This window comes from Bradyrhizobium sp. S3.3.6, assembly GCF_040546905.1.
In the GTDB taxonomy this organism is placed as follows: Bacteria; Pseudomonadota; Alphaproteobacteria; order Rhizobiales; family Xanthobacteraceae; genus Bradyrhizobium; species Bradyrhizobium cytisi.
On the sequence record NZ_JBEPOT010000006.1, the window covers coordinates 280900 to 306350 of the forward strand.

The window sequence follows — 25451 nt, forward strand, 5'->3', positions numbered from 1 at the left end:
GTTTCAACTCACAGTTGGGCGCTTCGGGCGCTCAATCATGGTCCGGATGCTGATGGCCGACGATGGTCGCCATCTTCTCCGGTCCGTAATTCTGCTGCGTGGTCTGGCTCGGCAGGTTGGCGATACCGACGACCCAGCCGAGCCGGGATTCGGTTCCATATTGCCGTGTCGGTACGACGTGATCCGGGCGGTCGAAGGTTCCAGTCATGATCTCGATGCGCGGGCCATCGATGCGGCGGAAGCTGAGCGGCGTGCCGCAGGCAGCGCAGAAATCGCGCATCGCGATCGAGGAGGATTGAAACGCCGACGGCGTGCCCTTGGTCCAGGCAAAGTCGGTTTTCTCGATGTCGGCATAGGAGGCGAATGGCGCGCCCGTCGCCTTCTGGCACATCCGGCAATGACAAATGCTAATCTTGGCGGGTGCCGCCGAGACCGCGAAGCGGATGGCACCGCATTGGCACCCGCCACTCAGAACTGTCTTGGTTGCGTCGGTCATGCCTGTTCCATCCGTCGATAGGCGTCGCCCAGCATGGCTTGCGCGTCGGCGCCGGCAAAGATGAAGCCGGTAACGCCCGCCTTGCGCAGGGCCGCCTCGGCCTCTGCCGGTCGGCCTGCCAGATAGATATGTTTGGCGCCCGCGCTTTGCAGGGCCTTGGCGGCGGCTTCGGCATGGTCCGCATAGACCTTGTCATGGGAACACAGGCAGGCAAGCTCGGCACCGGACGCCTTGAAGGCGCCCGCCAGCTTGGCCGGATCGGCGAAGCCCTCGCTGTCGACGGCCAAAATGCCGCCAGTTTCGAAGAAGCTTTTGGCAAAGGTCGCGCGCGCGGTGAAATCGGCGGCCGTGCCGAGATTGGCCAAAAACACCTTTGGCCGCGCGCCGCGTGCCTTCAGCGCCGCGTCGGATTTGTCGCGCAGCGCCTCGAACGGTTCCGCCAGCCGGATCGGCGGCAGCGCGTCGAACTTGTATTTCTGTTCGCCATAGGGTGCGAGCGCGACCGGCGTCGCCTTCAGCACCGCCGTCTCGCTCTCATGCAAGTTCGGAAACTCGCTGGCGCCGGTCAGCACCTCGCGGCGCTTTGCGATGTTGGCATCGCGCGCCTTTCGTGCGGCTGCGACATTGCTCTGGAACACGCCCTGCTGAAGCGCGGCAAAGGCGCCACCCGCTTTCTCGCTCTCCTGGAACAGCGCCCAGGCGGCCTCGCAGAGCTGCGCCGTCAGCGTCTCGATGCCGCCTGCACCTGCTGCGGGATCGCTGACCTTGGCGAGGTTGCTTTCTTCCAGCAGCAGAAGCTGCGTATTGCGCGCCACGCGCCGCGCGAACGGATCGGGCAGCCCGAGTGCCAGCGTATGCGGCAGTACGGTGATGGCATTCGCGCCCGCAAGGCCCGCCGCGAACGTCGCCATGGTCGCGCGCAGCATGTTCACATAGGGGTCGCGCTGCGTCAGCATGCGCCAGGCCGTATCGGCGGCAATGAACAGCGGCTTTGGCATGAGCCCGCACGCCGTCTCGATGCGCGCCCAGAGCAGCCGCAGCGCACGGAACTTGGCCATGGTCAGGAACTGGTCGGCATCGGCTGAGAGCCGCGCATAGACCATGTCTTGCGCCTGCTCCAGCGGGACGCCTGCGCCTTCGATCGCGCGCAAATAGGCGGCGCCGCAGGCGAGCACGAAGGCGAGCTCCTGCACCTCCGATCCGCCGGCATCATGGATCACGCGACCATCGGCGGAAGCAAACGGTCCCTTGAAGCCAAGCGCGGCAAGGCCCTTGATGCCGCCGGTGACGGCGGGAACGATCTCTTCCCATGTGTAGGGGCTGTGGCCCCACACCGCGCAGGCCGCGAGCGGATCGAGCCCGAAGCGGATGTCGCAGGCTGCAGGATCGATGCCGTTGCTCTTCACATATTCCGCGACATGGATCGCCGCCATCCGCGATTGCGGGCCGACCTGAAGCTCGATGCCGATGCCGGCATCGAGATGAATGTCCTTCAGTGCTTTCGCGACCGCATCGGCCGTTGGTTCCAGGCCGAAACCGTGGCTGCCATTGCTGCCGGCGAACACGAGCGAAAGCCCTGTCGCCCCGTTCTCCAGATCGGTCAGTGCCTGCGCGTTCGCGGCCACCGCGTCGGGATGCTCGATCCGCTGCATGATCTGCCACGGCGCTGCCGCCGGCCGTCCTGCCACCAGCGCAGCGTCCTTGGCGCGCGGATACAGCGGCTCGATCCTCACGCCGTCATAGGTCTTGCCGACCAGCTTCTCGAACGGCGCGCCCTTGAGCACGCCGTCGACCAGCTTGCGCCAGTCCGCGTCCGTCGCCTTGGGAAAATCGGCCGCCAGCGGCAGATTGTCAGTCACGGAGGTCATACGGCCAAGGGCTCCCAAACGTCTCGTTATTCGCAGGCGAAATTGCCACGGCCGGCCGTCCCTGCAAACGGTTGTTTTTGGTTAACCGGTATCCGGAAGCCGCTCAATGCCTTGCGTCGAGACGCTGGCGAGGCCGTCACGCACGCGGATGCCCGAGATCACGCGGTCGGGCGCGATTTCGGCCAGCGGCACCAGCACGAAGGCGCGCTCGAACAGCCGCGGATGCGGCAGGGTCAGGTCGGGCTTCTGAAACGACACATCGTCATAGGCGATCATGTCGAGATCGAGCGTGCGCGGACCCCAGCGCCGATCCTTGTCGCGCGTGCGGCCGAACTTCTGCTCGACTTTCTGCATGACGAACAATAGCGCGTGCGGATCGAGGTCGGTCTCGATCTCGACGCAGGCATTGATGAAAGGATCCTGGTCCTCGTCGCCCCAGGGCGGCGTGGTGTAGTCCGACGAACGCGCGATCACCGTGGCTTGCGCCATGCCGCAGATATGGGCGATCGCCTTGCGGAATGTCGCGCGGACGTCGCCGACATTGCCGCCGAGTGCGATCAGCACGCTCGCCATGTCAGGGGTGCCGCGAGCGGGTCAGCATGATGCCGACGTCGTCGAAGATCGCGGCGATCGGCGCGTGCGGCTTGTGTACGGTGATCTTGACGGCACGGATGCGCGGGAAGTGCGACAGGATGGCGTCGGCGACAGCGCCGGCGGCACGCTCCAGCAGCTTGTAATTGGTGTTCTTGAACGCTGCCGTCGTGGTCGCCACCACATCGGCATAGGAGACGGTGTCGGCGAGGCGATCACTGCGCGAGGGCTCCGACAGGTCGGTGTAGAGCTCGAGGTCGATGACAAAGCGCTGGCCGACTTCGGTTTCGTGATCCATCACGCCATGGCGTGCATGGATCGACAGGCCGGTCACGAAGATCGTATCGGTCATTGCTTGCTCTCGATTGCGTTTGCGACCCGCAGGGCCTGCAAGGTTTCGGCGACGTCATGGGTCCGGATGATTTTCGCGCCCTTCTGCGCGGCGATCAGATGCGCGGCGATCGATCCGGCGAGCCTCTCTTTCGGCTCCGACGGCGACACCGAGGCGATGAAGCGTTTTCGCGAGGCGCCGACCAGCACTGGCAGGCCGAACATGTCGAGTTCGCGTAGCCGCGCCAGCGCGATCATGCTCTGCTCGGCGGTCTTGCCGAAGCCGATGCCGGGATCCAGCACGATCTTTTCGCGTGCGATTCCGGCCTTGGCGGCGATGTCGAGCGAGCGCAGGAAGAACGCCTTCATGTCCGTGACGATGTCGATGGCGGAATCGACGCTGTCACGGTTGTGCATGACGATGACGGGGACGCCTCTTGCGGCGACCAGCGGCGCCATGCCCGCGTTGCGCTGCAATCCCCAGACGTCGTTGGCGATGGCCACGCCCTGGTCGAGCGCGAAGGCCACGACCTCCGCCTTCATGCTGTCGATCGATACGGGGACGCCGAGCGCGACGATTGCCGATAGCACCGGCCTCAGTCGGGCAAGCTCGTCCGCCACTGTCACCGGCTGGGCGCCCTTGTAGGGTCGGGTAGATTCGGCGCCGATATCGATGATGTCGACGCCGGCCTCGATCATCGCCTGCGCCCGTGCCAGCGCCTGGTCCGGTGCGATGAAGTCGCCGCCGTCGGAGAAGGAGTCCGGGGTGACGTTGAGCACGCCCATCACCGCCGGCAGAGGCCGTTCCAGCAGCGTCCGCAGCGCGTCAGGCCCGGCCGAGCCGGCCGGCGGGACGGATGGGGAGGGCGAGGCATTCATGCCGCCCGCTTTAGCTGTCGGGGAGGGGGAGTCAAGACCAACACCCTAGCTGTCATTGCCCGCGAAGGCGGGCAATCCAGTATTCCGAGGCGGTGCGGTGATACGGAGGAGCCGCGGCGTACTGGATCCCCCGCCCCAGTGCGCAAGTGCGCACAAGGCGGGGTATGACACCGAGAGTTGACGCTGCAGATCGTCTGCCGAGGAGGACGCCCTAATACGTAATCTTCGGCGACAGCTTCTTGGCCTTGGCGATGATGTCGCCGACCGACTTCTCGGAAGGAAGGATGCGGACGAGCTTCCTCCGATCGTTGGCTTCGCGCATGCTCTGCGCCAATCTCACCGGATTCCGATAGGCGAGCTCGCGCACCGTGGTGACGCCGGCGGCGCGGACCAGGCCGACCTTGGCCCGGCCCATGCCGGGAATGCGCATGTAGTCGGAGACGTTGGCCCACTCCAGCAGCAGCTGCTCGCTGATGCCGGTCTTGGCCGAGAGCGCCTTGCGCCCCTTGGCGGTGCTCGCGGCTTCCAGCAGCGCGTCGGTGGTGCGGATTCCCTGCGCCTTCAACTTGTTGGCGGCAAAGGCTGGCAGGCCCTCAATCTCGGAAATCGGATATGTCATGATACTCGATATAAAAAGCGTGGCTCTCAGGCGAACTGGCTGAGGCCCGGCGTCCCCGCAATGATCTTGCCCATCTGATCCGCTCCGATTTTGTCTCGGCCGTAGCGGAAAAGTTCACGGGCAATGGTCTGGATGTCGGACATGCCAAGCCCAAGGCCCATCAGGCGCGTGCCGACGGCCATCAGGCCGCCGCCCATCAGCCGCGACAGTCCGCCGCCGCTCGTGGACGCTTCGATCGCGCCTTCTGCGCCAGGGATCTGGTCGATCAGGGCCTGCACGCTGTCGGAAGGACCCTCGCTGCGGAGGAATCCCAGGATAATGCCGACGGTCTTTTCAGCGACAGCACTATCTATGCTGGCGTTTGTCGCCAGCCGTCCGATCAGCTCGTCCATATGGGCCGCCCCTCAGCCGGTTCACATGCCGGAGATTTATTTCGAAAACTGATCTTGAGCCGGTGTGATGTGAAATACAAGCTATGAACGGAGGCGAACATGCGATTCATCTTCGAACGCGCGTAAAGTGTTGCAGCGTTGCAAGACCGGGGAACGAATCCGTGAAAAATTGCCGCGATGCGAATGTATCACTCCGACTTTTGGCGCATGCCGCGCGCGTAGTCTCCGACGATGTCGCATGTCCGCGCCGCCTTGAACGGTTTCAATCGGCTTGCGACATGAGTTAAACTACGGAACTGGTGAGTTCGAGTTTCAATATGCGAAACCAACGATAGAGAGAGTAATGACGGCGCAGGACAACAAGCTCGGCGATACCGACGGCAAGATATTTGTCGGCAAGGGAGACGAGCAGGCCTGGTTGACGCTGGCGCTCGCCAATCGCCACGGCCTCGTCACCGGCGCGACCGGAACGGGCAAGACGGTCACGCTGCAGGTAATGGCGGAAGGATTTGCGCGGGCCGGCGTTCCGGTGTTCGCCGCCGACATCAAGGGCGACCTCTCCGGCATCTCCGAGGTCGGGGAGGCAAAAGATTTCATCGTCAAGCGTGCGACCGAGATGGGGCTGACGTTCCAGCCCGACCAGTTCTCGACGGTGTTCTGGGATGTGTTCGGTGAGCAGGGCCATCCGGTGCGAGCCACCATCACCGAGATGGGGCCGCTGTTGCTGGCGCGCATGCTCGATCTCAACGACGTGCAGGAGGGCGTGCTCAACGTTGCCTTCCGCGTCGCCGACGACAACGGTCTTGCTCTGATCGACATGAAGGATCTGCGGGCTTTGCTGGACGCCATCGTGCCCGACGGCGGCAAGAAGGAGCCGGACGCGGACGATGATCCGCTCGCGCCGATCCGGAAGGCGGCCCAGGGTTTTGGCAACGTCACCAAGGCCACAATCGGCACCATCCAGCGCCAGCTCCTGGTGTTGGAGAACCAGGGCGCCACAAAATTCTTCGGCGAGCCGGCGCTGACCTTGAAGGACTTCATGAAGACCGACCGCGACGGCCGCGGCACGGTCAACATCCTCGTCGCCGACAAGCTGATGCAGAGCCCGCGGCTTTACGCGACATTCCTGCTGTGGATGCTGTCGGAGCTGTTCGAGGAATTGCCCGAGGCCGGCGACCTTCCCAAGCCCAAGCTGGTGTTCTTCTTCGACGAGGCGCATCTGTTGTTCAACGACGCCCCGAAGGCGCTGATGGACAAGATCGAGCAGGTGGTCCGCCTGATCCGCTCCAAGGGGGTCGGCGTCTATTTCGTTACGCAAAACCCCATCGACGTGCCCGACCGCGTGCTCGGGCAAATGGGCAACCGGGTGCAGCATGCGTTGCGCGCCTTCACCCCGCGCGACCAGAAGGCGGTCGCCGCCGCGGCCCAGACCTTCCGGCCCAACCCGAAGCTCGACACCACCAAGGTGATCATGGAGCTCGGCAAGGGCGAGGCGCTGGTGTCGTTCCTCGAAGGCAACGGCACGCCGGCGATGGTCGAGCGGGTGATGATCCGTCCCCCATCCGCCCGCATCGGGCCGATCAGCCCGGAGGAGCGCAAGGCGATCATGGATGCGAGCCCGGTGAAGGGCAAATACGACACCGCGATCGATTCCGAGTCCGCCTATGAGATCCTTCAGAAGCGCATCGCCGGCACCGCGGCGCCGGCCGATGGCCAGGCGGGCGGCGGCGGTGGCGGCATCCTCGGCCAGATCGGCTCGATCGTCGGCACCATCTTCGGCACCAACACCGGACGTAACCGGCTGACGACGGGACAACGCATCGCGCGCGATGTCACGCGCACGGTCACCGGCAAGGTCGTCGGCGGCGTCGTGGCCGATCTCGGCAAATCGGTCGGCGGCCAGTTGGGCGGCTCGGTCGGCCGCGCGCTCGTCCGCGGCGCGCTCGGCGGATTGCTGCGAAGGTAGGCATAACGCCCCGGTTGCAGGCCAGTGGTCCGTAACGCCACTCAGGTGGCGGGGGAAAGAGCGTCTTTGCCAGCTACAAATTCGGGTGAGGGGGACTCTCCAAGCGTCCGTCGGTCTGCTACGTGCTATATGTTTCCGACGGGACATCATGTGACATCACCGAATTCAACCGACAAACCCGGCGCGCTCCGAACTCTCTCGCTGCGCAGACCGCTCGACCTGCTCTTCTTGTTTTGCTGCTTGATCCTGACTGCGGATGTCCTCGGTCCGGAGATCTTCGGTCATGGCAAAACCAAGGACTATGCGCTGTGGTACTGGGCCGGGCAGCAGGTGCTGCATGGCGGCGCGCTCTATCCCAGCGAAATGGATCACCCGTTCGAGTTCATTTATCCGCCGCTGCCGGCGATCCTGCTGGCGATCCCGAGCTGGTTCGGCAAGATCCCGCTCTACATCGTGCTGTCGATCCTGAATGGGGTGGCATGGTGGTACACGAGCATTCTCTCCAATGCCATGACCGGCTCGGATCGCGAGCCGGGCCCGTGGCTCGAAGCACTGCCGGTGGTCGTCACCGTCTCCTTCGCGTTCGACATGTTCGATCTCGGTCAGCCGAACCTCGTTCTGCTGGCGATGATGCTCTACGGCTTCTGGAGCCTCCAGCATCGACGGTCCTGGCTCGCGGGCTTCATGTTCGCGCTAGCCGCCGCCATCAAGGTGTTTCCGATCGCCGTGCTGCCTTATCTGGTGTGGCGCCGGCAATGGGCGGCGGTCGTCAGCATGATTGCCTTCATCGGCATCCTGCTCTATCTCGTGCCGGCGCCGATCCGCGGCTTCGAGCGCAACGCCGCCGAGCTCAACACCTGGTACCGGGGCATGGTCGGCTCGAGCTCGGAAAAGGGCTTTGGTCAGCGCGACGAGCAGAACTGGTCGTGGGTCAACCAGTCCGTCATCGCGGTGACGCACCGGCTGGTCAGGCCGATCAACTACAATCTGGACGATCCCAGCAAGCCGGCGCGCACGATGAATGTCATCGACGTCGACTACAAGACGGCGAACTGGATCGTGCTTGCGGTATCGGCGTTGCTCGGGCTCGGCTTCATCGCGGTCATTCCGCGGCAAGCGCGGCGAACGGCGCGATCGGACGCCGAGGAGCTCGGCATCCTGTTCTGCCTGATGACGATCGCCTCGCCGCTGGCGCGACAATATTACTTCATGTGGCTGTTCCTGCCGCTGACGGTGCTGATACATCGGGCCGCCTTCGACCTGCGGCCGAATGTGCGGCTGGGAACCGTGCTCGCGCTTGGCGCTGCCGGCATCCTCATGCTGCTGTCGCTGCCGCCGTTTCCCAACGCCATCCAGGCCTGGGGTAACAACCTCATCGCGACGGCGATTCTCGCAGTTAGCCTTGCCTGGCACATCCGGCATCCGCCGGTTGCGGCTAGCTCCGACGCCGCGGCAGGGTTAAAACCACAACCATCTTGAGGTTAGAAAAGTGGGACATCCGACCATGGCCAATGCGCAACTTCAATCCGTGCTCGACCACATCGACAAGGACTTTGATAACAGTCTCGAGCGCCTGTTCTCGCTGTTGCGGATCAAGTCGATTTCCGCAGATCCGGCCTATGCCGGGGATTGCAAGGCGGCGGCCGAGCATCTGGCCAAGGACATTGCGAGCCTCGGCGTCGCGACCGAAGTGAGGCCGACCGCCGGCCATCCTGCCGTCGTCGGCAAGGCCAAGGCGGACGACAAGGCGGACGACAAGGCGGGCGGACGGCCGCATGTGATCTTCTACGGCCATTACGACGTGCAGCCGGTCGATCCGCTCGAGCTCTGGCACCGTCCTCCGTTCGAGCCCGCCGTCGCCGATCATGCCGACGGCCGCAAGATCATCGTCGCGCGTGGCGCCGAGGACGACAAGGGTCAAGTGATGACCTTCGTCGAAGCCTGCCGCGCCTGGAAGAAAGTCACGGGCTCGCTGCCGATCGACATCACCTTCCTGATCGAAGGCGAGGAGGAGGTCGGCTCCAAGAACTTCGTGCCGTTCGTCGAGGCCAACAAGGACGAGTTCAAAGCCGATTACGTGCTGGTTTGCGACACCGGCATGTGGGACCCGGAAACGCCGGCGATTACGACGGCGCTGCGCGGCCTGCTGTATGAAGAGGTGAAGATCACCGCCGCCAGCCGCGACTTGCATTCCGGCGTGTTCGGCGGCACGGCGATGAACCCGATCCGGGTGCTGACCAAAATTCTCGGCGGCTTGTTCGACGGCGACAACCGCATCACCATTCCGGGCTTCTATGACGGCGTGAAGGACACGCCGCCGGAGATCCTGGAGCAGTGGAAGAAGCTTAACTTCACGCCGGAGTCGTTCCTCAAGCCGGTCGGCTTGTCGATCCCGGCTGGCGAGAAGGGGCGGCTGATGGTCGAGCAGGCCTCCACGCGTCCGACCTGCGACGTCAACGGCATCTGGGGCGGCTATATCGGCGAGGGCTCCAAGACGGTGATCCCGTCGCACGCCTCGGCAAAAGTCTCGTTCCGGCTGGTCCAGGGGCAGGACCCCCAGACCATCCGCAAGGCTTTCCGCGACTACGTGACCGCTAGGATTCCGGGCGACTGCAAGGTTGCGTTCGGCGACCATTCCGCCGCGCCCGCCGTGGCGCTCGACTGGAACATGAAGCCGCTTGCCGCCGCGAGGCAAGCGCTGACCGAGGAATGGGGCAAGGAGACTGTGCTGATGGGCTCCGGCGCCTCGATCCCGATCGTCGCCGATTTCAAGCGCGCGCTTGGGCTGGATTCGCTGCTCGTCGGCTTTGGCCTGGACGACGACAACATTCACTCGCCGAACGAGAAGTACGATCTGCGCAGCTTCCAGAAGGGTATCCGTTCCTGGGCGCGGATCCTCGCGGCGCTGGCGGAAGTGAAGTAGGGCACGAAAAATTCTATCCTCGTCATTGCGAGCGAAGCGAAGCAATCCAGAATCCCTCCGCGGGCGCAGTCTGGATTGCTTCGTCGCATCAGCGCAAAATTGCTTCGCAATTTTGTCGCGAGCTCCTCGCAATGACGGCGGGACCCAAAACAAAAACGCCGCCCGGAATTGGGCGGCGTTTCATTCCGAAATGTGTAGAGGGTGTTGACGCCTAGTCTACACCAAACTCCGTAAATCTCAAGAGCGGTAGCCCGGGAGCTCGCGGTCGAGCTTGCGCAGCAGCGGCGGCCATACCAGGTTCGTCGCGCGCAGTTCGGCGCGGTCGCGGTTGGCGAGCAGCTCGGTGTTCTTCTCGATCGCGATGTCCTCGACCGGATAGACCGGCGTGCCCAGCGCGCGGGTGCGCACCTGCATCGAGCAGGCGCGCTCGAGGTGGTACATGCGCTCGAAGGCGGAAGCGACCGAGCGGCCGACGGTCAGCGTGCCGTGGTTGCGCAGAAGCATGTGGTTGTGGTCGCCGAGATCCTGCTGCAGCCGCGGCCGCTCGTCGTGATCGAGCGCGATGCCTTCATAGTCGTGATAGGCGAGGTCGTGGGTGACGAGCTGCGCGGTCTGGTTCAGCGGCAGCAGGCCTTCGGCGCTGCTCGACACCGCGGTGCCGTCCAGCGTGTGGAGATGCAGCACGCAGATCGCATCTTCTCGCACCTCGTGGATCGCCGAATGGATGGTGAAGCCGGCCGGGTTGATGCTGTATTCGCTCTCGCTGAGCTGGTTGCCGTGCAGATCGACCTTGACCAGGCTCGAGGCCGTGATCTCGTCGAACATCAGCCCGTAGGGGTTGATCAGGAAGTGATGGTCGGGGCCGGGCACGCGCGCGGAGATGTGGGTGTCGACCAGGTCGTCCCAGCCGTACAGCGAGACCAGACGATAGCAGGCGGCGAGATTGACCCGTTGCTGCCACTCGGCCTCCGTCATGTTCGACGGTACTTCCTTCAGGCGCGCTTCCGCTGGTGACATGGCAAATCTCTCCGAACCTCGTTGTTGCGGGGAGGGAGCCTAGTCTCGCAAACGGCTGGCAGCAAGGCGCGCCAAGCGCGGCAGTTCAGCGTAGTCCGCATGGAGCGGGCTACGGCTTCCGGAGAAAAATATTACGGCGCCGGGATCGACAGCAGGCCGGAAATGCTGCGGCCGCGGATGTCGTAGACGCGGGCGAACACCACGTCGTCGCGCTTGATCTCGACCAGCACGGGCGCGGTGAGGCCCTTGCAGTAGAATTCGCCGAGCGTCATGGCGAAATCGGCCGCGTTGGAATCCCAGCCGATGGTGAAGTCGGGGCCGAGCGCGACCTGGGCGGGGCGTTGCGGACCGCACACCGCGACCTTCCATTTGCGATTGCGCGGCGGCACCTCCTGGCGCTCGACCAGCTGCTCGCGCAGTTCGTCGGAGGCCTGCTTCAGCGCGAGGCCCCAATAGTCCAGCATGAAGCGGTCGTCGGCGGCGCGCACCGTGCCGGCGATGTGGTTGAAGTGGGTGTATTGATAGGGATGCAGCCGGATCATCTCGGCGAGCGGCAGCGCCAGGCCGAAGCAGAACACGGCGAGCATAGCCGGCTGCCAGGCGCGGTGGCTGGCGCGCAGGCGTTCCATGGTCCGGGCGAAGGCAATGCCGCCGAGCACCGCCATCGGCGGGATCACGAAGACGAAATGGCGGATGCCGTTGTAGAGCGCAGGACGCTTCACCATCGCGATCGCGAGCGGCAGGGTGGCCGCCAGCGTCAGCATCAGCAGGATGGTCTTGCGACGCGCCGGAACCTCGCGACGCGGCAGCATCGCGAAGGTGCTGAACACGGCACCGGCCGTCAGCACCAGCATCACTTCGGGAAGCTGCAGCGCGAACAGCGTCGGCAGATAGGACCAGGGCATGTCGGGCACGGACACGATCGCGCCGTCGAACATCTCCTTCCAGGGCTTCTCGAAGAAGTGCGAGAAATAGGTCAGGGCCTCGAAGGGATTGCCGGGCTCCATGATCGACCACGGCCAGATCAGGCCCATCACGAGGTAGCCGAACGCGAGGCCGGGCAGCAGCACGTAGACGACATGGGCGAAACGGCGGACCGCCTCGCGCGCGCCCTCGGTGCGCAGCTCTTCCAGGAACAGCGGCATGAAGCCGACCATCGCATAGACCAGCGCGAGCCCGCCAAGGATGCGGCAGCCGATCGACAAGCCGGCACCGAGGCCGACGATCAGGATCGTGCGCGGCGAGGGTTTTGGATATTCCTCGGCAAGCCGGACCAGGCCGAGCATCAGGATGATCATCGCCACCGCGAAGGGCGCATCCTTCGGGTTCATGAACATGTGGCCGTAGAAGATCGGGCAGAGCGCCAGCAGCAAGAGTGCGGCAAGACCGGCAAGCGGTCCGGCGACGCGGCGGCCGAGCCGCCACGTCACCGCAAGCCCGATCACGCCGACGATCGCGCCGACCAGGCGTCGCGTCTCGAACAGCTCGAGCGGGAGAATCTTGTGCAGCAGGGCTGCGACCATGTCGAAGCCGCCGCCATACATATAGAGGTTGGCGAAGGAGAGGGCAGACGTGTCCCTGAAGCCGGAGCCGTACATGCGCAGCAGCAGGTCGGCATATTCGGCATGGGTGTAGTCGTCCCAGCCAAGCCCGTAATCGCGGAAAGTCAGGCCTGCGATGACGGCGACGGCAGCCAGCACCAGCATGGCGAGGTCGTCGCAAGTCCGCTCAACCGAGCGCCCGAGAGGCGTGTCGAGCGCCGAAGTCGTGATGGATGTCATGGCTATTGGTGACCCGGAATCCCCTCTTGGCCCTGCTGGCGCGCGCGGGCCTGTTCCCCGGAATCCCTATAGCGCAGTTCCATTACCAAGTAATTGGGCATTATGGCTAAATTCCTGATGCGACGCAGCAATTTCCAGAAACGCGGGAAGCACATGAGAGCTAGCGGACCGTTGCTGAAGGGAATGTGAATAAGTCCCTGATATCCTTCCCTTTAGGAACGGCGCCGGCAATTGGTCGTTGGCGAGGAACGCAGTATGACGGTATCGTGGCGTAACGGGTGCCGCGCGTGGATGCGCGGCCGGGGGTGTGTTCGATGAGCTTGGCTTTGTTGATCGCAGGGATTTTCGCCGTGGCGGCGGGCCTCCTTGCGGTCGCTTTTGGCTATTCGATCAGGGATTTCAGCCTCGGCAGCACGCTCATAACGAGCGGAACGATTGGCGTCTGCTCCGGAATGTTACTGGTCGGTCTCTACATCGTGCTGCTGGAGCTGCGAGGCATCGCCCGACGGCTGGCCGCGACGGCCGCGCCGTCGGACGTTCGCGTGCGGCCGGTGCTGCCGCCGGGCCTCGCTGCACCAGGCGCGGCTGCGTCCGAGCTGGCTCCGGCGATGCGAGTCGAGCCGCAGCCATCGCCCGCTGCGCCGCCTTGGCAGGCCGAAGCACCGGCGCGCGAGCGACCGCGGGCCGAGGCTCCGGCCGAGCCGGAAGCGCCGCCTACGCCCCCGCCCGCAGCTCAGGAGGCGCCGCGTCGGCGCAACCTGATGTTCGCCTCGAGCTCGCGCAAGGAGCGCGAGCGTGCGGAGGCAAAGGCCACGGAGGAGTCGCCGCCGCAACCACACGCCGAGCCCGCGGAGCCGGCCGTGCCTGAGGCCCCGCCCGCGAGCTTCGACGATGCCTGGCCGAAGGCCGACCGTGCGCGGCCGCCTGAACCGCCGGCGCCGCGTCGCCCATCGCCGCCGCGCCCGGCGTCGACCTTCGAGCCTGCTGCTCCTCAGCCCGCCGCCGCACCTCCGCCCGCACCCGAGCCGCCGCCGGCCGAACAGGCGCCGGTCACGGTGCTCAAATCCGGTATCGTCGACGGCATGGCCTATTCGCTTTATTCGGACGGCTCGATCGAGGCGCAGATGCCGGAGGGCATGATGCGCTTCGCCTCGATCGACGAGCTGCGCGCCCATCTCGACCAGCGCGGCTAAAGCTTCGCCGGGTTTCAAGTAAAGTCTCGCAACTGCTGTCGCGAGATCAGTAATCGGTTCATATTCTCCAGTCGTCGTATTTCGGCCAAAGGTATTGTTGACAGAGAATACTTCACCGCCGCCAATGAAGCCGCGACGGAATCGGATTGGAGAGGTCGAGCCCATGTCGGATGTTGGGGCTAAAAATTTCATCGAGCTGACGGCGAACATCGTCTCGGCCTATGTCAGCAACAACCCGACGCCGGCCGCCGAGATTCCGAGCCTGATCAGCCAGGTGCATGGCGCGTTGACGCGGGTGTCGTCGGGCCGTGTCGAGGCGCCGCTCGAGCCGGCAAAGCCTGCCGTCTCGCTGAAGAAGTCGATCGCCCCGGACTATCTGGTGTGTCTGGAAGACGGCAAGCGCTTCAAGTCGCTGAAGCGCCATCTGCGCACCCAGTACAACCTGACGCCCGAGCAATATCGCGAGAAATGGAGCCTGCCGGCCGATTATCCCATGGTCGCGCCGAACTACGCGGTGGCGCGTTCGCAACTGGCGAAGAAGATGGGTCTGGGACAGCAACAGCGGAAAAAGGGAAAGTAGCGGCGCCCGGATTTCGCAGGACTCACGACGCGTCCGCGAGCGCCTCTTTCGCGTCGGTCTTGATCCGCTCGACCATCGAACGCAGGCCATTGGAGCGCTGCGGCGTCAGGTGATCGCGGAAGCCGAACTCGTTGAACACGGAAATCGCATCGGTCTCGAGGATCTCCTGCGGCGTGCGGCCGGAATAGAGCGCGAGCACGATCGCCACCAGCCCGCGCACGATATGCGCGTCGCTGTCGCCGCGGTACTTCAGGATCGGCGCGCCATTGCCGCGATCGACCAGCTTCTGGAGCCAGACCTGGCTGACGCAGCCATTCACCTTGTTCTCGGCCGAGTGTTCCGCCTCGGGCATCGGTTCCAGGGTGCGGCCGAGCTCGATGACGTACCGGTAACGGTCGTCCCAGTCTTCGAGGAGCTCGAAATTGTCCCTGATCTCGTCAATCGCAGTCATTGATGGCCCGTGGTTCCCGCCTCCCGCCAATATAGGGACGGGCGCTGCCGAAATCGATAGGATTTGGGCCCTAATTCGCCGTTTCCGGTCCGCGCCAGTCCAGCGCGAGATCGTCCTGGGTCAGCGTGTCGCGCGGCGCTTCGGTCGCGGCGGCATCGCCCTCACCGGCGACCGTGATCGAACCGGTGTGGTCGGGCGCCTTCTTGTCGGCTTTCTCATTCTTCTCGTTGGTGATCTGCTCCTTCTTGTCGTTGATGATCTGATAGATCTTCTTCGCGCCGTCCTGCGCCCGCTGACCGATGATGGTCGCGGCCTGTCCGCCGACCTCGCAGGCCGCCGGCTGGCGTTTGCAGAACTGGGTCATGTCGGAGACGGCCGCGGTCGCAGCCTGCACCGCGTCGGCAGCGCCGATCTGCGGCAGCTTGTCCGATCCGGGCGTCTTGTCCCGCGGCAGGAGCACCAGCACCAGCCCGAGCCAGAATGTGATGCGGAGCAGAAAGCGCATCTTGCGAACCTGTACGTTAGATCCCCGCCGCGGCGATTCCCGCAGAACGCACCGGACCTAGCAACTCTCGATAAATCGCAAGTGATTGCCTTCCGCTTAATTCGCAGAAAATTTACGCAAAAATCTTCGCGGTTGCAGGTCTCGTAAATTTTCGATTGATGCCTGCGCCCGTGGTGTTCCGGACCGGCGCATCCACCAATTCGAAACCATGAAACGGACGGCGAAACCCTGTGTTCACCATCCCCGATGATGACATCGCCAAATCGCTTAAAAATGTCCGCGATGACGCGGTGTCAGGCCGCAGGCCGGATCGCCTTAGCACTCGTTTAAGGTCGCTCTGACACGTTGGCTCAACAATAAGGAGGCGTTCCGGCACGTCTTCAAGGACGATTGAGCCGAAGCGCGAGACCCGTGACAGTTTTGAGTATCATCCGCGATTGTCTCGATGCGCTGCTGCATCCCTCCGCGCGTTACGATGCGTTGACGCGTGCGCGCCATCGGGCTTTCATGGCGCCGCGGCTTCTCGGAAGCCTGGCCGCCTTCGCCGCATTTCCGGTCTATCTCGTCCTGCGTGGCGCGCCGAGCGCGATCGAGGTCGCGGCTTTCGCGTGGCTGATCGCGCCGATCCTGCTGTCCTGGTTCCTGTCGCGCACCGGCCGCTATGAAGGCGCCCACGTGCTGTCGTCGCTGGCGCTCGCCGGCCTGATCATGGCGATCGCCGCCACGACCGGCGGCATCGAATCGTTCGCCGCGGTCTGGCTGGTCGTGGTTCCGCTCGAAGCCGCGCTGTCGGCCTCGCGCCGCGTCGCGGCCTTTGCCTCGTTGCTCGCGCTGTCCTGTGCGGGCCTGTTGATCCTGCTCGGCCAGCTCGGCTGGCTGCCGCTCGAACATGCCGGTGCTACCGAGCGCGGCGTGATGATGGCGTTTGGCGTCGCCTCCGCAACGCTCTATGCCGCCGGCCTCGCCTTCGGCGCCGAATCGCTCGCGCGCACCAGCGTCGCCTTGCTGTCGCGTGAGGAGGAGCGCTATCGCCTGCTCGCGCGCAACATGAGCGACGTGATCTCGCGGCATCAGCGCAACGGCGCGGTGCAGTTCATCTCGCAGGCCGCGGAAGCCATGCTCGGCATGCCGGTCGCGCAACTGCTCGGCCATGGCCTGTTCGACCGCGTCCATGTCGCCGATCGCCCGGCCTATCTCACCGCACTCTCGGATGCCGCGCGCGGCGACGTGCGCAGCGTCGAATTCCGGCTGCGGCGGGAGCCCACCGGTTCGGAGCGCAGCCAGATCGATTTCATCTGGGTCGAGATGCGCTGCCGGCCGCTCGATCGGGATCCGGGCCGTGATCTCACGCGAGAGGCCGAAGTCGTCGGCGTGATGCGCGACGTCACCGATCGCAAGCTGTCCGAGCAAGCGCTCGATCAGGCCCGCGACGCGGCGGAAGCCGCCGACGCCGCCAAGACGCGCTTCCTCGCCACCATGAGCCACGAGCTGCGCACGCCCCTCAACGCCATCATCGGCTTCTCCGAGATGATCGCGCAGGAGCAGACCCTGATGCTGGGCGCCCCCCAGCGCAAGGAATACGCAGAGCTGATAAACGCTTCCGGCCAGCACCTGCTGTCGGTCGTCAACGGCATCCTCGACATGTCGAAGATGGAATCGGGCAATTTCGAGATTGCGTCGGAGCCGTTCGCGCCGCGCGCGGCGCTGATGCATTGCTGCAACCTGCTCGCGCTGAAGGCGCGGGAGAACGGCGTCGATCTCATCACCGATGCGCCGCAGGATCTGCCCGTCATGACCGGCGATCCGCGCGCCTTCAAGCAGATCGTGCTCAATCTCGTCGCCAATGCCGTCAAGTTCACGGAGCGCGGCGGCCAGGTCGCGGTGTCTGCGGCGGCATCCGCCTCGCAGCTCACGCTGTGCATCAGCGACACGGGGGTCGGCATCGCGCCCGACGATCTCAAGCGCGTCGGCGCGCCGTTCTTCCAATGCGGCAAGACCTATCAGCGCCGTCACGAGGGCACCGGTCTCGGCCTTTCCATCGTGAAGAGCCTCGTGGCGTTGCATCTCGGCGAATTGACGGTACAAAGCAGGCTCGGCGAGGGCACCGCCGTCACGGTCAAGCTGCCGCTGGTCTACACGCCGCCGCAATCAAAGGCTTCTGATAAAAGACCCTCGGAGAGCAAGATCGCGACGCTGACGCCGGTGCTGCGCCAGGAGACCCAAGACCGACCTCAGGACCAACCTGCTCGGGTGAAGAAAAGTGCCTAGAAAATCTGCTGCAAAGGACGAAGCCGCTCCGCGCCGCCGTGGCGCCAAGGCGGCTGTCGTGGATGTCGAGACCGAGCGCAATCTCGTGATGCGCGTGCTCTTGCACAGCCCCAAGGACACGCTGGCCGGCCTCGTCGCCGTCGCCACCATCAGCGCCATCGTTGCGAACGCTCTGTTTCTGCAGACCGGCCGGCATCCGGCGCCGATGTTCGGCACCGTGATCAATCTTCCCGCGCCGTCGTCCATGTCGCTGTCCAATCCCATGCCGCGCCCGCGTCCCGTCGGTGCGGATACATCGCCGCTCGAGCCCAAAGCGACCGAATTTCGCGTCGAGCCGCGGCCGGCAGAGAAGGCGCCCGAGAAGCCCGCCGAAACGACGGCCTCGATGCCGCGCGCGAGCGATCCCATGACCAATCTGGTCATCAAGGCCACGACACCCACGCCGGCACCGTCTGCGGTGGCCGTCGCGCGGCCACCGGCGCCGGTCCCGATGCAGCAAAGCCCGGCGGCACGTCGCCTCGCCGGCGTGCAGCGCGCGCTGTCCGAATACGGCTACGGGAATTTGAAGATCACGGGCACGATGAGCGGCGAGACCCAGTCGGCGATCCAGACGTTCGAGCGCCAGCACAAGATGCCCGTCACCGGCCAGGTGTCGGACCGCCTGCTGCGGGAGCTTGCCGCCGCAATCGGTCACCCCGTCGAATAATAGTCGTCGTTGTTTCGCGAAGCCTGAAGGCTGGTGCTGATTGCAGCACTGGCCTATCGTGCGTACATGCGTTTGAAATCGAATATCTGGGTCTCAGCCTACTTGCGCCGGTGCCAGACCGAGGGCGTGTTCGGCGCCGTGCGCCATCGTGGTGCGGAGGAAGCGGGGGCAGTGTTCGTCAAGGTGTCGCTGCTCGACGGCAATGCGATGCTCTACGTGCCGGCGCCGCAGACCTCTTATGACGACGGTCGACCGGTCGATCGCTTCTTCGTGCCCGCCGCGCCGCAGCCGATGCCGGAGCAGTCGGTCGAAGAGCGCCTGACCAAGGAACTCCGCTTCGATCCCGATGCCTGGATCGTCGAGACCGAAGACCGCGCGGGGCGGCATTTCCTGGAGCTGGCGAAGACCTGACCTCGGCCACCGTCATTGCGAGCGCAGCGAAGCAATCCAGAATCTTTCGGCGGAGGCAGTCTGGATTGCTTCGCTGCGCTCGCAATGACGAGCGTGGGGCGTGATCAGCGCTCCGACGACCCGCCATTGCCCGTGCGCACCGCCGGGCTCGAGCCGGGCTGCACGCCCGGCCTCGACTGGCTGGATGTGCCACGTGCGCGCTGCCGTTCGCTGTCGTGCAGTGACGGCCGATATTTGGCGCGCGTGACGGCGAGTGTCGAGCCGCGCCAGGCGGCGAGCATCACCAGCGCGGCGCGATCGCTGAGGCGATCGTAGAGCCGCGACAGCCGGTAGACGGCGTCGACCGAGTTGCCGATCTCCGGCTTGAAGAACAAGAGGATGCGCTGGAAGTTCGGGCTCGGCATGTCGAGCGCGCGCGCGGCGATTGCCAGCGCCTCGCCGCCGGCATCGTCGACGATCTCTACTGCGACGCGCGAGGGCAGGATCAGGCTGTCGCCGAGCTCCAAGATGAAGTTCTCGACGTCGCGCGCGATCGCCGCCATCTCCAGGATCTGGATTGCGCGCTTGGCGCGCACGGTCGGAATTCGCGGCGCGGCCTTCAGCGGGGTCTGCGCCAGATTGTGCAGGATCAGCGCGCGCTGGCTCGCATCGGCGCCGAAGAACATGTCGTGGATCTCGGCGGCTTCCTTCGGCTGCATCGCCATGCTGGCGGCCATGCGCTGCTCGGCGTCGGTCGGCGTGCGGGCAGGCGAGGGGACGGGCGCAGCACGCGGGATTTCGCGCGCGAGCGGCACCCGGCGGCCTTCTTGCGCAGCGACCAGCCCGAGCTTCTGCAGCACCGGGACCGGCGTCTGCGGATAGATCGCAAGCCGCGCCTTGACGGCGGCGCGCGTCGCGTCGTCGACCTGATCGATCAGCCGCGTGGCGAGCTCGATGAATTGCCGCTGCTCGTCCTCGCTGTGGGTGGGCGCCTGGACATAGAGGTCGGTCAGCACTCGCAGCAACGTTGGACGAACATCGACGCCCTCGCGGCGGGAGAGTGTCATCAGCCCGTCGAATCCGGGAAACAGCGACTTGGTCATGGAGGGTACGCAACTTGGAAAAAACCGTTGCCTCAGCCTATCAGGGGGTCCTTTAAAGGCTCGTTAAGGAAAACGAGGCGTGAAGCAAACCCGCCCGTTTCAATGGTTCTCGTCTCGCAGCGGGACGATCTGGGCCGGTCCGTGCGGTTACGGTCCAGAGGCCATGTTTACATCCCGTTAACCATAAACTGATCCTAATGCCCCCATGTTGCATGGTCGCGTTCTGTCGCGCGGCAATCGAGAGAGCTGACATGGGGACCATCATCGAATTTCCGGCCGGTCGCCGGGTGGGCTCGTCGGGGGACGTCACACCGCGCGCGGACATGGGGACGATTCTGATCCTTCCCGTCGTCCGTATCGAGCGCGATGCGGACGCAACCAACGGCGATCGCGGGCCGGAAGCGGGCACAGCGCCGGGGCGCCGTCGTCGTCGCCGCTAAGGTCCGGCCTTTGCCATGCCGGCATCCATCCGCCAGATCCGCACCATCGTAACGGCCATCCTGCTCTTAGCTGTGGGCGCGACGCTCGCCGCCTGCAGCGGCGGCGATTTCGGCCGCACCCGTGCCGACATGCGCAGCGACGACATGCATCGCTGGCTCGGCACCGAGGTCACCTCCAGCCTCGGCCTGAAACCGTCGCAATTCCAGCTCACCGACGAGGAGCGCCAGCTTCGCGATCTCGCCTATCCCATGATCGAGCCGCCGCTCTCGCGGCCGGCCTGGAAAAGCGTGTTTGGCGACTACAAGGCGCTGCCGTCGCCGTGGCGGCAGAAGATCGTGTTCGACCGCACCATGTATGGCCGCACGCTGATCGACGAGCCGCATCGCTCGCATTCCTCGCGCTATGCGCAGCTGATCGAGGACGTGCGCAACGACATTACCCGCTTCGAGCCGTTCTTCGGCTGTGCCATCCGCGTCATCGATCTCGACAAGAAGCGCGAGGCCAGCATGGCGCGGGTCTCGGCGCTTTCGCCGCAGGAAAAGGCCGACGCCGTCGAACGCATGCAGGAGAACTCGCTGATCATCCAGTGGGTGCAGCTATCGCTCGAGCAGCGCGTCTCGTCCTATCGCTTTGCGCTGGAGCGGCTGGTGATCCAGGCGCCCGACGGTATGGCTGCGGATGCCGATCGCCTGATCGGCGAGCTCGCCGCCCAGACCACCAATCCGCCGGTTGCCGCGCAGCCGCCCTACGGCCGCGCAGTCGTGTCGAAGGGCTGACGGCGGATCGCCGCGCTTACGGACGCATCCGGTTGCGTTCCCATCAGCACGAGCCGCGATCCCGGGCCGCCGCGACGGCGGCCAAATCATGCAACCACGGCGAGGATCACGTCCAGATGCCACCGGGACGGGCCGCCGGGACCTTGTGTCGGCCGCCGGCCAAGCCGTTCAGCACATAGTCGGACCGCCCCGATTGGCGCTTGTTCTCCCAAGCCAGATCGATAGGATTGCGCCGTTATACCAAGTCATTTTGCACGAAGGTCTTTTGGGATGAGCACCAATTCCAGGATGCCGTTTGACGTCCGTCGAAATTCCAACCCTCTGCGAAAGTTGCTGGCCCTTGCCATCCTGCTCGGATCGACCGGCTCCGCCGCTGCCCTGACCAAGGAGGCGGCGCTCGAGAACTGCCGGATGACCGTCGGCAAGCCGATCGTGCATGCTTGCATGCAGGCCCAGGGAGGTCGCAAGGCCGGTGCCGATGTCGAGGGGTGCCGCGCCAAGGCTAAACCGCAGGTCCACGCCTGCGTGCTCGCCGCCCTTAATGCCGCGAACGGACGCGCCAATGTCGCCGTCGCGCTTCCGACGGAGGTCGCGCCGAAGCTTGCGCCGGGAACGGCCTTGCCGAGGGACTTTGTCGCGCCGCCGCGCAACATTTCCGACATCACGGCGATTCTCGACGGCGAGAAGCCAGACGAGAAGATGATTGCCGAACTAAAGTCGGATGCCGATGCCGCGCCGACGGGCAAGGAGTCCCGCGAAGACCTTGCGCAATTCTACTTCGATCGCGCCAATGCCCGCTCGCAGCTCGGCCGCCTCGCCGAGGCGACTGCCGATGCCAACAAGGCGGTGGAGACGGGACGCGGCGCCGTCAGCGCGAACATGCTTGGGCGGATGATGCAGCTTCAGTCGCTCCAATATGCCCTGGCCGGCGATCCCAAGCGCGCGCTCGAAATCATCCAGCGGCTGCTGCGCGAGTCGGCCGGCGTGCCCGGCGCCAAGGGATTTCAGTTCAACGCCAACCGCTCGATTGCAGCCATCCTGATCCAGATGGGCGACATCCCGCAGGCCGAAGCCTATTTGCGCCGCAGCCTGACCGGGATCCAGGAAGCGCGCACCAGTGGATTGCCGGGCTGGCGCGCCTCCTATGCCAAGTTCGGCCAGAACTGGGAGGGCGAGATCGAGATTTCGCGCGGCCAGATCTTCGAGGCGCGGGGCCAGTTTGCCGAGGCCGAGGCCGCTTACCGCACCGCAGAGGTGCGCAAGCGTGCCGGCCACAAGGGGGTTCTGGACTCGGACAATCCACCTGCCGAGACCATTCTGTTGCAGGCGGTCGACACTACCATCCTGAATCAGGCGCGCATGAAGGCGCGGCAGGGCAGGCTCGCCGAAGCCGAGGTCGATGCGCGCCGGGCGCTGTTGTCGCGCCTGAAGGACACCGGCAAGTACAATCCGGTGACGCCGCGCTTCGTGATGGGATTGGCCGGAATCCTGGTCGACCAGGGACGTTACGACGAAGCCGAGCAGCTCGGCCGCGTCTCGCTTGAGATCAACAAGGCGGTGGGCGTGCCGGACGACTCGCAGTCGACCGTGCAGCTGCTGTTGCAGGTCGCCGGCATCCTGAATCTGCAGCGCAAGAATGCCGAGGCCAACGACATGTTTGCGCGGATCGACAAGGCGGTCGCCAATTGGGATCCGCAGCGCCGCCAGGTCATCGAGCTCAATCCGGCGCGCATTCTCGCGCTCTACAATTCCGGCCAGCTCGACGCCGGCATCGCCGCCGCCGAGCAACTGGTCAAGAAGCAGATCGGGCGGGTCGGCGAGAACCATTTCGATGCGGCGTCGGCGCGCGGCACGCTGGCGATCGGATTGATGCGCGCGCGGCGCGATGCCGACGCGATTCGGGAGTTCAAGGCCGCCATTCCGATCATGATGGCGAACGCAAACGAGAACGCCGACGACGAGAACACGACCGTCGTGGCCGCGCGCGGCCAGCGGCTCCAGACCATCGTCGAGAGCTACCTCCTGCTGCTCGCGCGGGCCGAAGGCACCGGCAGCGGCGTCGGCGAGGAGACGTTCGGTCTGGCCGATGCGATCCGCGGCCGCTCCGTGCAGCAGGCGCTGGCCGCCTCCAGCGCGCGTGCGGCGGCGAAGGATCTGGCGCTGGCCGAGCTCGTGCGCAAGGAGCAGGACCTCACCAAGCAGGTCAACGCCCAGCTCGGCACGCTCACCAACATCCTCGCCATTCCTTCGGCGGAACGCGACGAGAAGGGCGCGCAGCAGATCCAGGCCTCGATCGTCGCCTTGCGCGGTGCACGCGACAAGGCGCGCCAGGAGATCAAGCAGAAGTTTCCGACCTATGCCGATCTGGTCTCGCCGAAGCCGCCGGCCGTCGCCGAAATCCGTGCGACGCTGGCCGACAACGAGGCCATGCTGTCGTTCTATTTCGGTCAGAACGGCAGCTTCGTCTGGGCCGTGCCGAAGGCGGGGCCGGTGGCGTTCGCGGCCGTCAAGGCCGGCATCGGCGACGTCGAGACCAAGATTCGCAAGCTGCGCGAGGCGCTCGAGCCGCAAGCCGCGATGATCTCGGATATTCCGCCGTTCGACCTCAAGCTCGGTTACGAGCTCTATGAGCTGCTGCTCAAGCCCGTTGAGAGTGGGTGGAAGCCCGCGAAGAACCTGATCGTCGTCACCAATGGCGCCCTCGGCTTGTTGCCGCTCTCGCTGCTGCCGACGGCACCCGCCGAGGTGGCGCAAGACGAAGACCCGTTGTTCGTCGGCTACCGCAACGTGCCATGGTTGGCTCGTACCCACGCTGTGTCGACGGTGCCGTCGGCCGCGGCGTTGCGCACGCTGCGGCAGTTGCCGCCCGGCAAGCCCGGCCGCGGGGATCTCGTGGCGTTTGGCGATCCCTATTTCAACAAGGATCAGCAGGCCGAGGCGGAGAGCGATCAAACCAAGGTTCAGCTCGCCGACGCGGGTGGCAACGTCACGCGCGGCATGCCGCTGAAGCGTCGTAACAGCCCGAAGCTCGACGGTGTCGATAGTGCCGAGCTCGGATTGCTGCCCCGGCTGCCCGATACTGCCGACGAGCTGAAATCGATCGCGCTGGCCCTGCAGGCAGACCCCTCGAAGGTGCTGTTCCTCGGCAAGAATGCGACCGAGAGCGCCGTGAAGACGATGGACCTCTCCGGCTTCAGGATTCTCGCATTTGCCACCCACGGTCTTGTTCCGGGCGAGCTCAACGGCTTGACGCAGCCGGCGCTCGCATTGTCATCGCCAACGGTGACGGGCGAAAGCGGAGACGGACTCCTGACCATGGAGGAGATTCTCGGCCTCAAGCTCGACGCCGACTGGGTCATCCTGTCGGCCTGCAACACCGGTGCCGGTGCCGGCGCCGGCGCGGAGGCCGCATCCGGACTTGGTCGCGCGTTCTTCTACGCGGGTACGCGCGCGCTGCTGGTGACGAACTGGTCGGTGCATTCGCAATCCGCGCGGCAACTCGTGACCGATCTGTTCAAGCGGCAGGCCGACGATCCCAAATTGTCGCGGAGCGAGGCGTTGCGTGAAGCGATGATGGCTCTCGTCGATGGACCCGGCTATCTCAACGGCGAAGGCAAGACCGAGTTCGCCTATGCGCATCCGCTGTTCTGGGCACCTTACACGATCATTGGCGATGGCGGCGTGCGCTGACGGCAAGTGAAGAGGGTTGGAACTGAGATGAAACGGAATATCTTGCCGGTGCTGATCGCCGCAGGTCTCCTGTTTTCGGGAGCGGCGAGAGCGGCAACACAATTGATCACCGAAGAGGAAGCGAAGCTGCCGCCCCCAAAGGGTGCAGTCGCGACCGACCGGCGCGGCATCTTGCGCGGGCCGAAGGTCGAATTTGTTTCGCCGAGCGATTCGGTCAGCTCGCCCGTGCACCTGGTCTTGAAGTTCGAGTCCTTTGGCGGAGCCAGGATCGATCCGGATTCGGTCAAGGTGATGTTTCTGCGGACGCCGAACGTCGATCTGACGGCGCGAGTCAAACCGTTTGTCGAGGCCAGCGGCATCAACATACAGGATGCCGAATTGCCGGCGGGCGAATACATGGTTCGCGTCGACATCAAGGACAGCGATGGACGCCCCGGCACGAGCATCTTCACCTTGAAGGTGGCGCCCAAATGAGGTGTCGTTGAG

24 protein-coding genes are annotated in these 25451 nt (G+C 64.9%); 12 read left to right on the forward strand and 12 right to left on the reverse strand.

What is annotated here, in order from left to right; genetic code table 11:
* Positions 1 to 31: 31 nt before the first annotated feature.
* The 7 genes from ABID59_RS19895 to ABID59_RS19925 all read right to left on the reverse strand — a co-directional run bounded on the left by ABID59_RS19895 (position 32) and on the right by ABID59_RS19925 (position 5175).
* Positions 32 to 496, reverse strand: coding sequence for a GFA family protein (locus tag ABID59_RS19895; RefSeq protein ID WP_354084471.1), 465 nt, complete (start codon positions 494 to 496; stop codon positions 32 to 34).
* Complete coding sequence (locus ABID59_RS19900; protein ID WP_354084472.1) at positions 493 to 2364, reverse strand: methylmalonyl-CoA mutase family protein; 1872 nt, start codon at positions 2362 to 2364, stop codon at positions 493 to 495. Before ABID59_RS19900 ends, ABID59_RS19895 begins: the two co-directional genes overlap by 4 nt.
* 81 nt (positions 2365 to 2445) lie before the next feature.
* Positions 2446 to 2937, reverse strand: coding sequence for a 2-amino-4-hydroxy-6-hydroxymethyldihydropteridine diphosphokinase (folK, locus tag ABID59_RS19905; protein ID WP_148752041.1), 492 nt, complete (start codon positions 2935 to 2937; stop codon positions 2446 to 2448).
* A gap of 1 nt (position 2938) precedes the next feature.
* Entirely contained in the window at positions 2939 to 3307 is a 369-nt protein-coding gene (folB, locus tag ABID59_RS19910) for a dihydroneopterin aldolase (RefSeq protein WP_027533885.1), read from the reverse strand.
* The gene (gene folP, locus ABID59_RS19915; protein ID WP_354084473.1) at positions 3304 to 4164 is read right to left on the reverse strand and encodes a dihydropteroate synthase; all 861 of its coding nucleotides are present in this window, start codon (positions 4162 to 4164) and stop codon (positions 3304 to 3306) included. Before folP ends, folB begins: the two co-directional genes overlap by 4 nt.
* 211 nt (positions 4165 to 4375) lie before the next feature.
* Complete coding sequence (locus ABID59_RS19920) at positions 4376 to 4783, reverse strand: DUF4332 domain-containing protein (protein WP_354031882.1); 408 nt, start codon at positions 4781 to 4783, stop codon at positions 4376 to 4378.
* Positions 4784 to 4809: 26 nt separating this feature from the next.
* Entirely contained in the window at positions 4810 to 5175 is a 366-nt protein-coding gene (locus tag ABID59_RS19925; protein ID WP_148752038.1) for a DUF2267 domain-containing protein, read from the reverse strand.
* Positions 5176 to 5518: 343 nt separating this feature from the next.
* Between ABID59_RS19925 and ABID59_RS19930 the strand changes: the two genes are divergently transcribed.
* The 3 genes from ABID59_RS19930 (at position 5519) to ABID59_RS19940 (ending at position 10064) form a co-directional block, all read left to right on the forward strand.
* On the forward strand, positions 5519 to 7141 hold the full coding sequence (locus ABID59_RS19930; protein ID WP_354084474.1) for a helicase HerA-like domain-containing protein: 1623 nt from the start codon (positions 5519 to 5521) through the stop codon (positions 7139 to 7141).
* 129 nt (positions 7142 to 7270) lie between these two features.
* A complete protein-coding gene (locus ABID59_RS19935; protein WP_502916812.1) occupies positions 7271 to 8620 on the forward strand; it encodes a glycosyltransferase family 87 protein in 1350 nt (449 codons plus the stop codon).
* Between the two features lie 25 nt (positions 8621 to 8645).
* Positions 8646 to 10064, forward strand: coding sequence for a M20/M25/M40 family metallo-hydrolase (locus tag ABID59_RS19940; RefSeq protein ID WP_354084476.1), 1419 nt, complete (start codon positions 8646 to 8648; stop codon positions 10062 to 10064).
* 237 nt (positions 10065 to 10301) lie between these two features.
* On the opposite strand, the gene ABID59_RS19945 is transcribed toward ABID59_RS19940, so the two are convergent.
* Both ABID59_RS19945 and ABID59_RS19950 read right to left on the reverse strand, forming a co-directional pair.
* Positions 10302 to 11081, reverse strand: coding sequence for a class II aldolase/adducin family protein (locus ABID59_RS19945; protein ID WP_148752034.1), 780 nt, complete (start codon positions 11079 to 11081; stop codon positions 10302 to 10304).
* Between the two features lie 131 nt (positions 11082 to 11212).
* Positions 11213 to 12862 (reverse strand): glycosyltransferase family 39 protein, encoded by a 1650-nt coding sequence (locus ABID59_RS19950; protein ID WP_354084477.1) that lies wholly within the window; start codon positions 12860 to 12862, stop codon positions 11213 to 11215.
* A 314-nt stretch (positions 12863 to 13176) separates the two neighbouring features.
* On the opposite strand from ABID59_RS19950, the gene ABID59_RS19955 reads away from it, so the two are divergent.
* Positions 13177 to 14055: a DUF308 domain-containing protein gene (locus ABID59_RS19955; protein ID WP_354084478.1), complete on the forward strand. Its 879-nt coding sequence runs from the start codon at positions 13177 to 13179 to the stop codon at positions 14053 to 14055.
* A gap of 163 nt (positions 14056 to 14218) precedes the next feature.
* Entirely contained in the window at positions 14219 to 14635 is a 417-nt protein-coding gene (locus ABID59_RS19960; protein WP_148752031.1) for a Ros/MucR family transcriptional regulator, read from the forward strand.
* A 22-nt stretch (positions 14636 to 14657) separates the two neighbouring features.
* On the opposite strand, the gene ABID59_RS19965 is transcribed toward ABID59_RS19960, so the two are convergent.
* On the reverse strand, positions 14658 to 15086 hold the full coding sequence (locus ABID59_RS19965) for a SufE family protein (RefSeq protein WP_354084479.1): 429 nt from the start codon (positions 15084 to 15086) through the stop codon (positions 14658 to 14660).
* Positions 15087 to 15156: 70 nt separating this feature from the next.
* Positions 15157 to 15591, reverse strand: a complete 435-nt coding sequence (locus ABID59_RS19970) for a DUF5330 domain-containing protein (RefSeq protein ID WP_354031889.1) — start codon at positions 15589 to 15591, stop codon at positions 15157 to 15159.
* A gap of 411 nt (positions 15592 to 16002) precedes the next feature.
* Between ABID59_RS19970 and ABID59_RS19975 the strand changes: the two genes are divergently transcribed.
* The 3 genes from ABID59_RS19975 (at position 16003) to ABID59_RS19985 (ending at position 18976) form a co-directional block, all read left to right on the forward strand.
* Positions 16003 to 17859 carry a PAS domain-containing sensor histidine kinase gene (locus ABID59_RS19975; protein ID WP_354084480.1) on the forward strand — a complete coding sequence of 619 codons (1857 nt, stop codon included), beginning with the start codon at positions 16003 to 16005 and terminating at the stop codon, positions 17857 to 17859.
* On the forward strand, positions 17852 to 18565 hold the full coding sequence (locus tag ABID59_RS19980; protein WP_148752027.1) for a peptidoglycan-binding domain-containing protein: 714 nt from the start codon (positions 17852 to 17854) through the stop codon (positions 18563 to 18565). Before ABID59_RS19975 ends, ABID59_RS19980 begins: the two co-directional genes overlap by 8 nt.
* Positions 18566 to 18631: 66 nt before the next feature.
* A complete protein-coding gene (locus tag ABID59_RS19985; protein WP_148752026.1) occupies positions 18632 to 18976 on the forward strand; it encodes a DUF1491 family protein in 345 nt (114 codons plus the stop codon).
* Positions 18977 to 19080: 104 nt separating this feature from the next.
* Here the strand turns inward: ABID59_RS19985 and ABID59_RS19990 are convergent, their stop codons facing one another.
* On the reverse strand, positions 19081 to 20058 hold the full coding sequence (locus tag ABID59_RS19990) for a DUF2336 domain-containing protein (protein ID WP_354084481.1): 978 nt from the start codon (positions 20056 to 20058) through the stop codon (positions 19081 to 19083).
* A gap of 251 nt (positions 20059 to 20309) precedes the next feature.
* On the opposite strand from ABID59_RS19990, the gene ABID59_RS19995 reads away from it, so the two are divergent.
* The 4 genes from ABID59_RS19995 (at position 20310) to ABID59_RS20010 (ending at position 25439) form a co-directional block, all read left to right on the forward strand.
* Positions 20310 to 20498, forward strand: coding sequence for a hypothetical protein (locus ABID59_RS19995; protein WP_148752024.1), 189 nt, complete (start codon positions 20310 to 20312; stop codon positions 20496 to 20498).
* 15 nt (positions 20499 to 20513) lie between these two features.
* Entirely contained in the window at positions 20514 to 21275 is a 762-nt protein-coding gene (locus ABID59_RS20000) for a hypothetical protein (RefSeq protein WP_354084482.1), read from the forward strand.
* Between the two features lie 288 nt (positions 21276 to 21563).
* Positions 21564 to 24965 carry a CHAT domain-containing protein gene (locus ABID59_RS20005; RefSeq protein WP_502916813.1) on the forward strand — a complete coding sequence of 1134 codons (3402 nt, stop codon included), beginning with the start codon at positions 21564 to 21566 and terminating at the stop codon, positions 24963 to 24965.
* A 27-nt stretch (positions 24966 to 24992) separates the two neighbouring features.
* A complete protein-coding gene (locus ABID59_RS20010) occupies positions 24993 to 25439 on the forward strand; it encodes a hypothetical protein (protein ID WP_354084484.1) in 447 nt (148 codons plus the stop codon).
* Positions 25440 to 25451 lie beyond the last annotated feature (12 nt).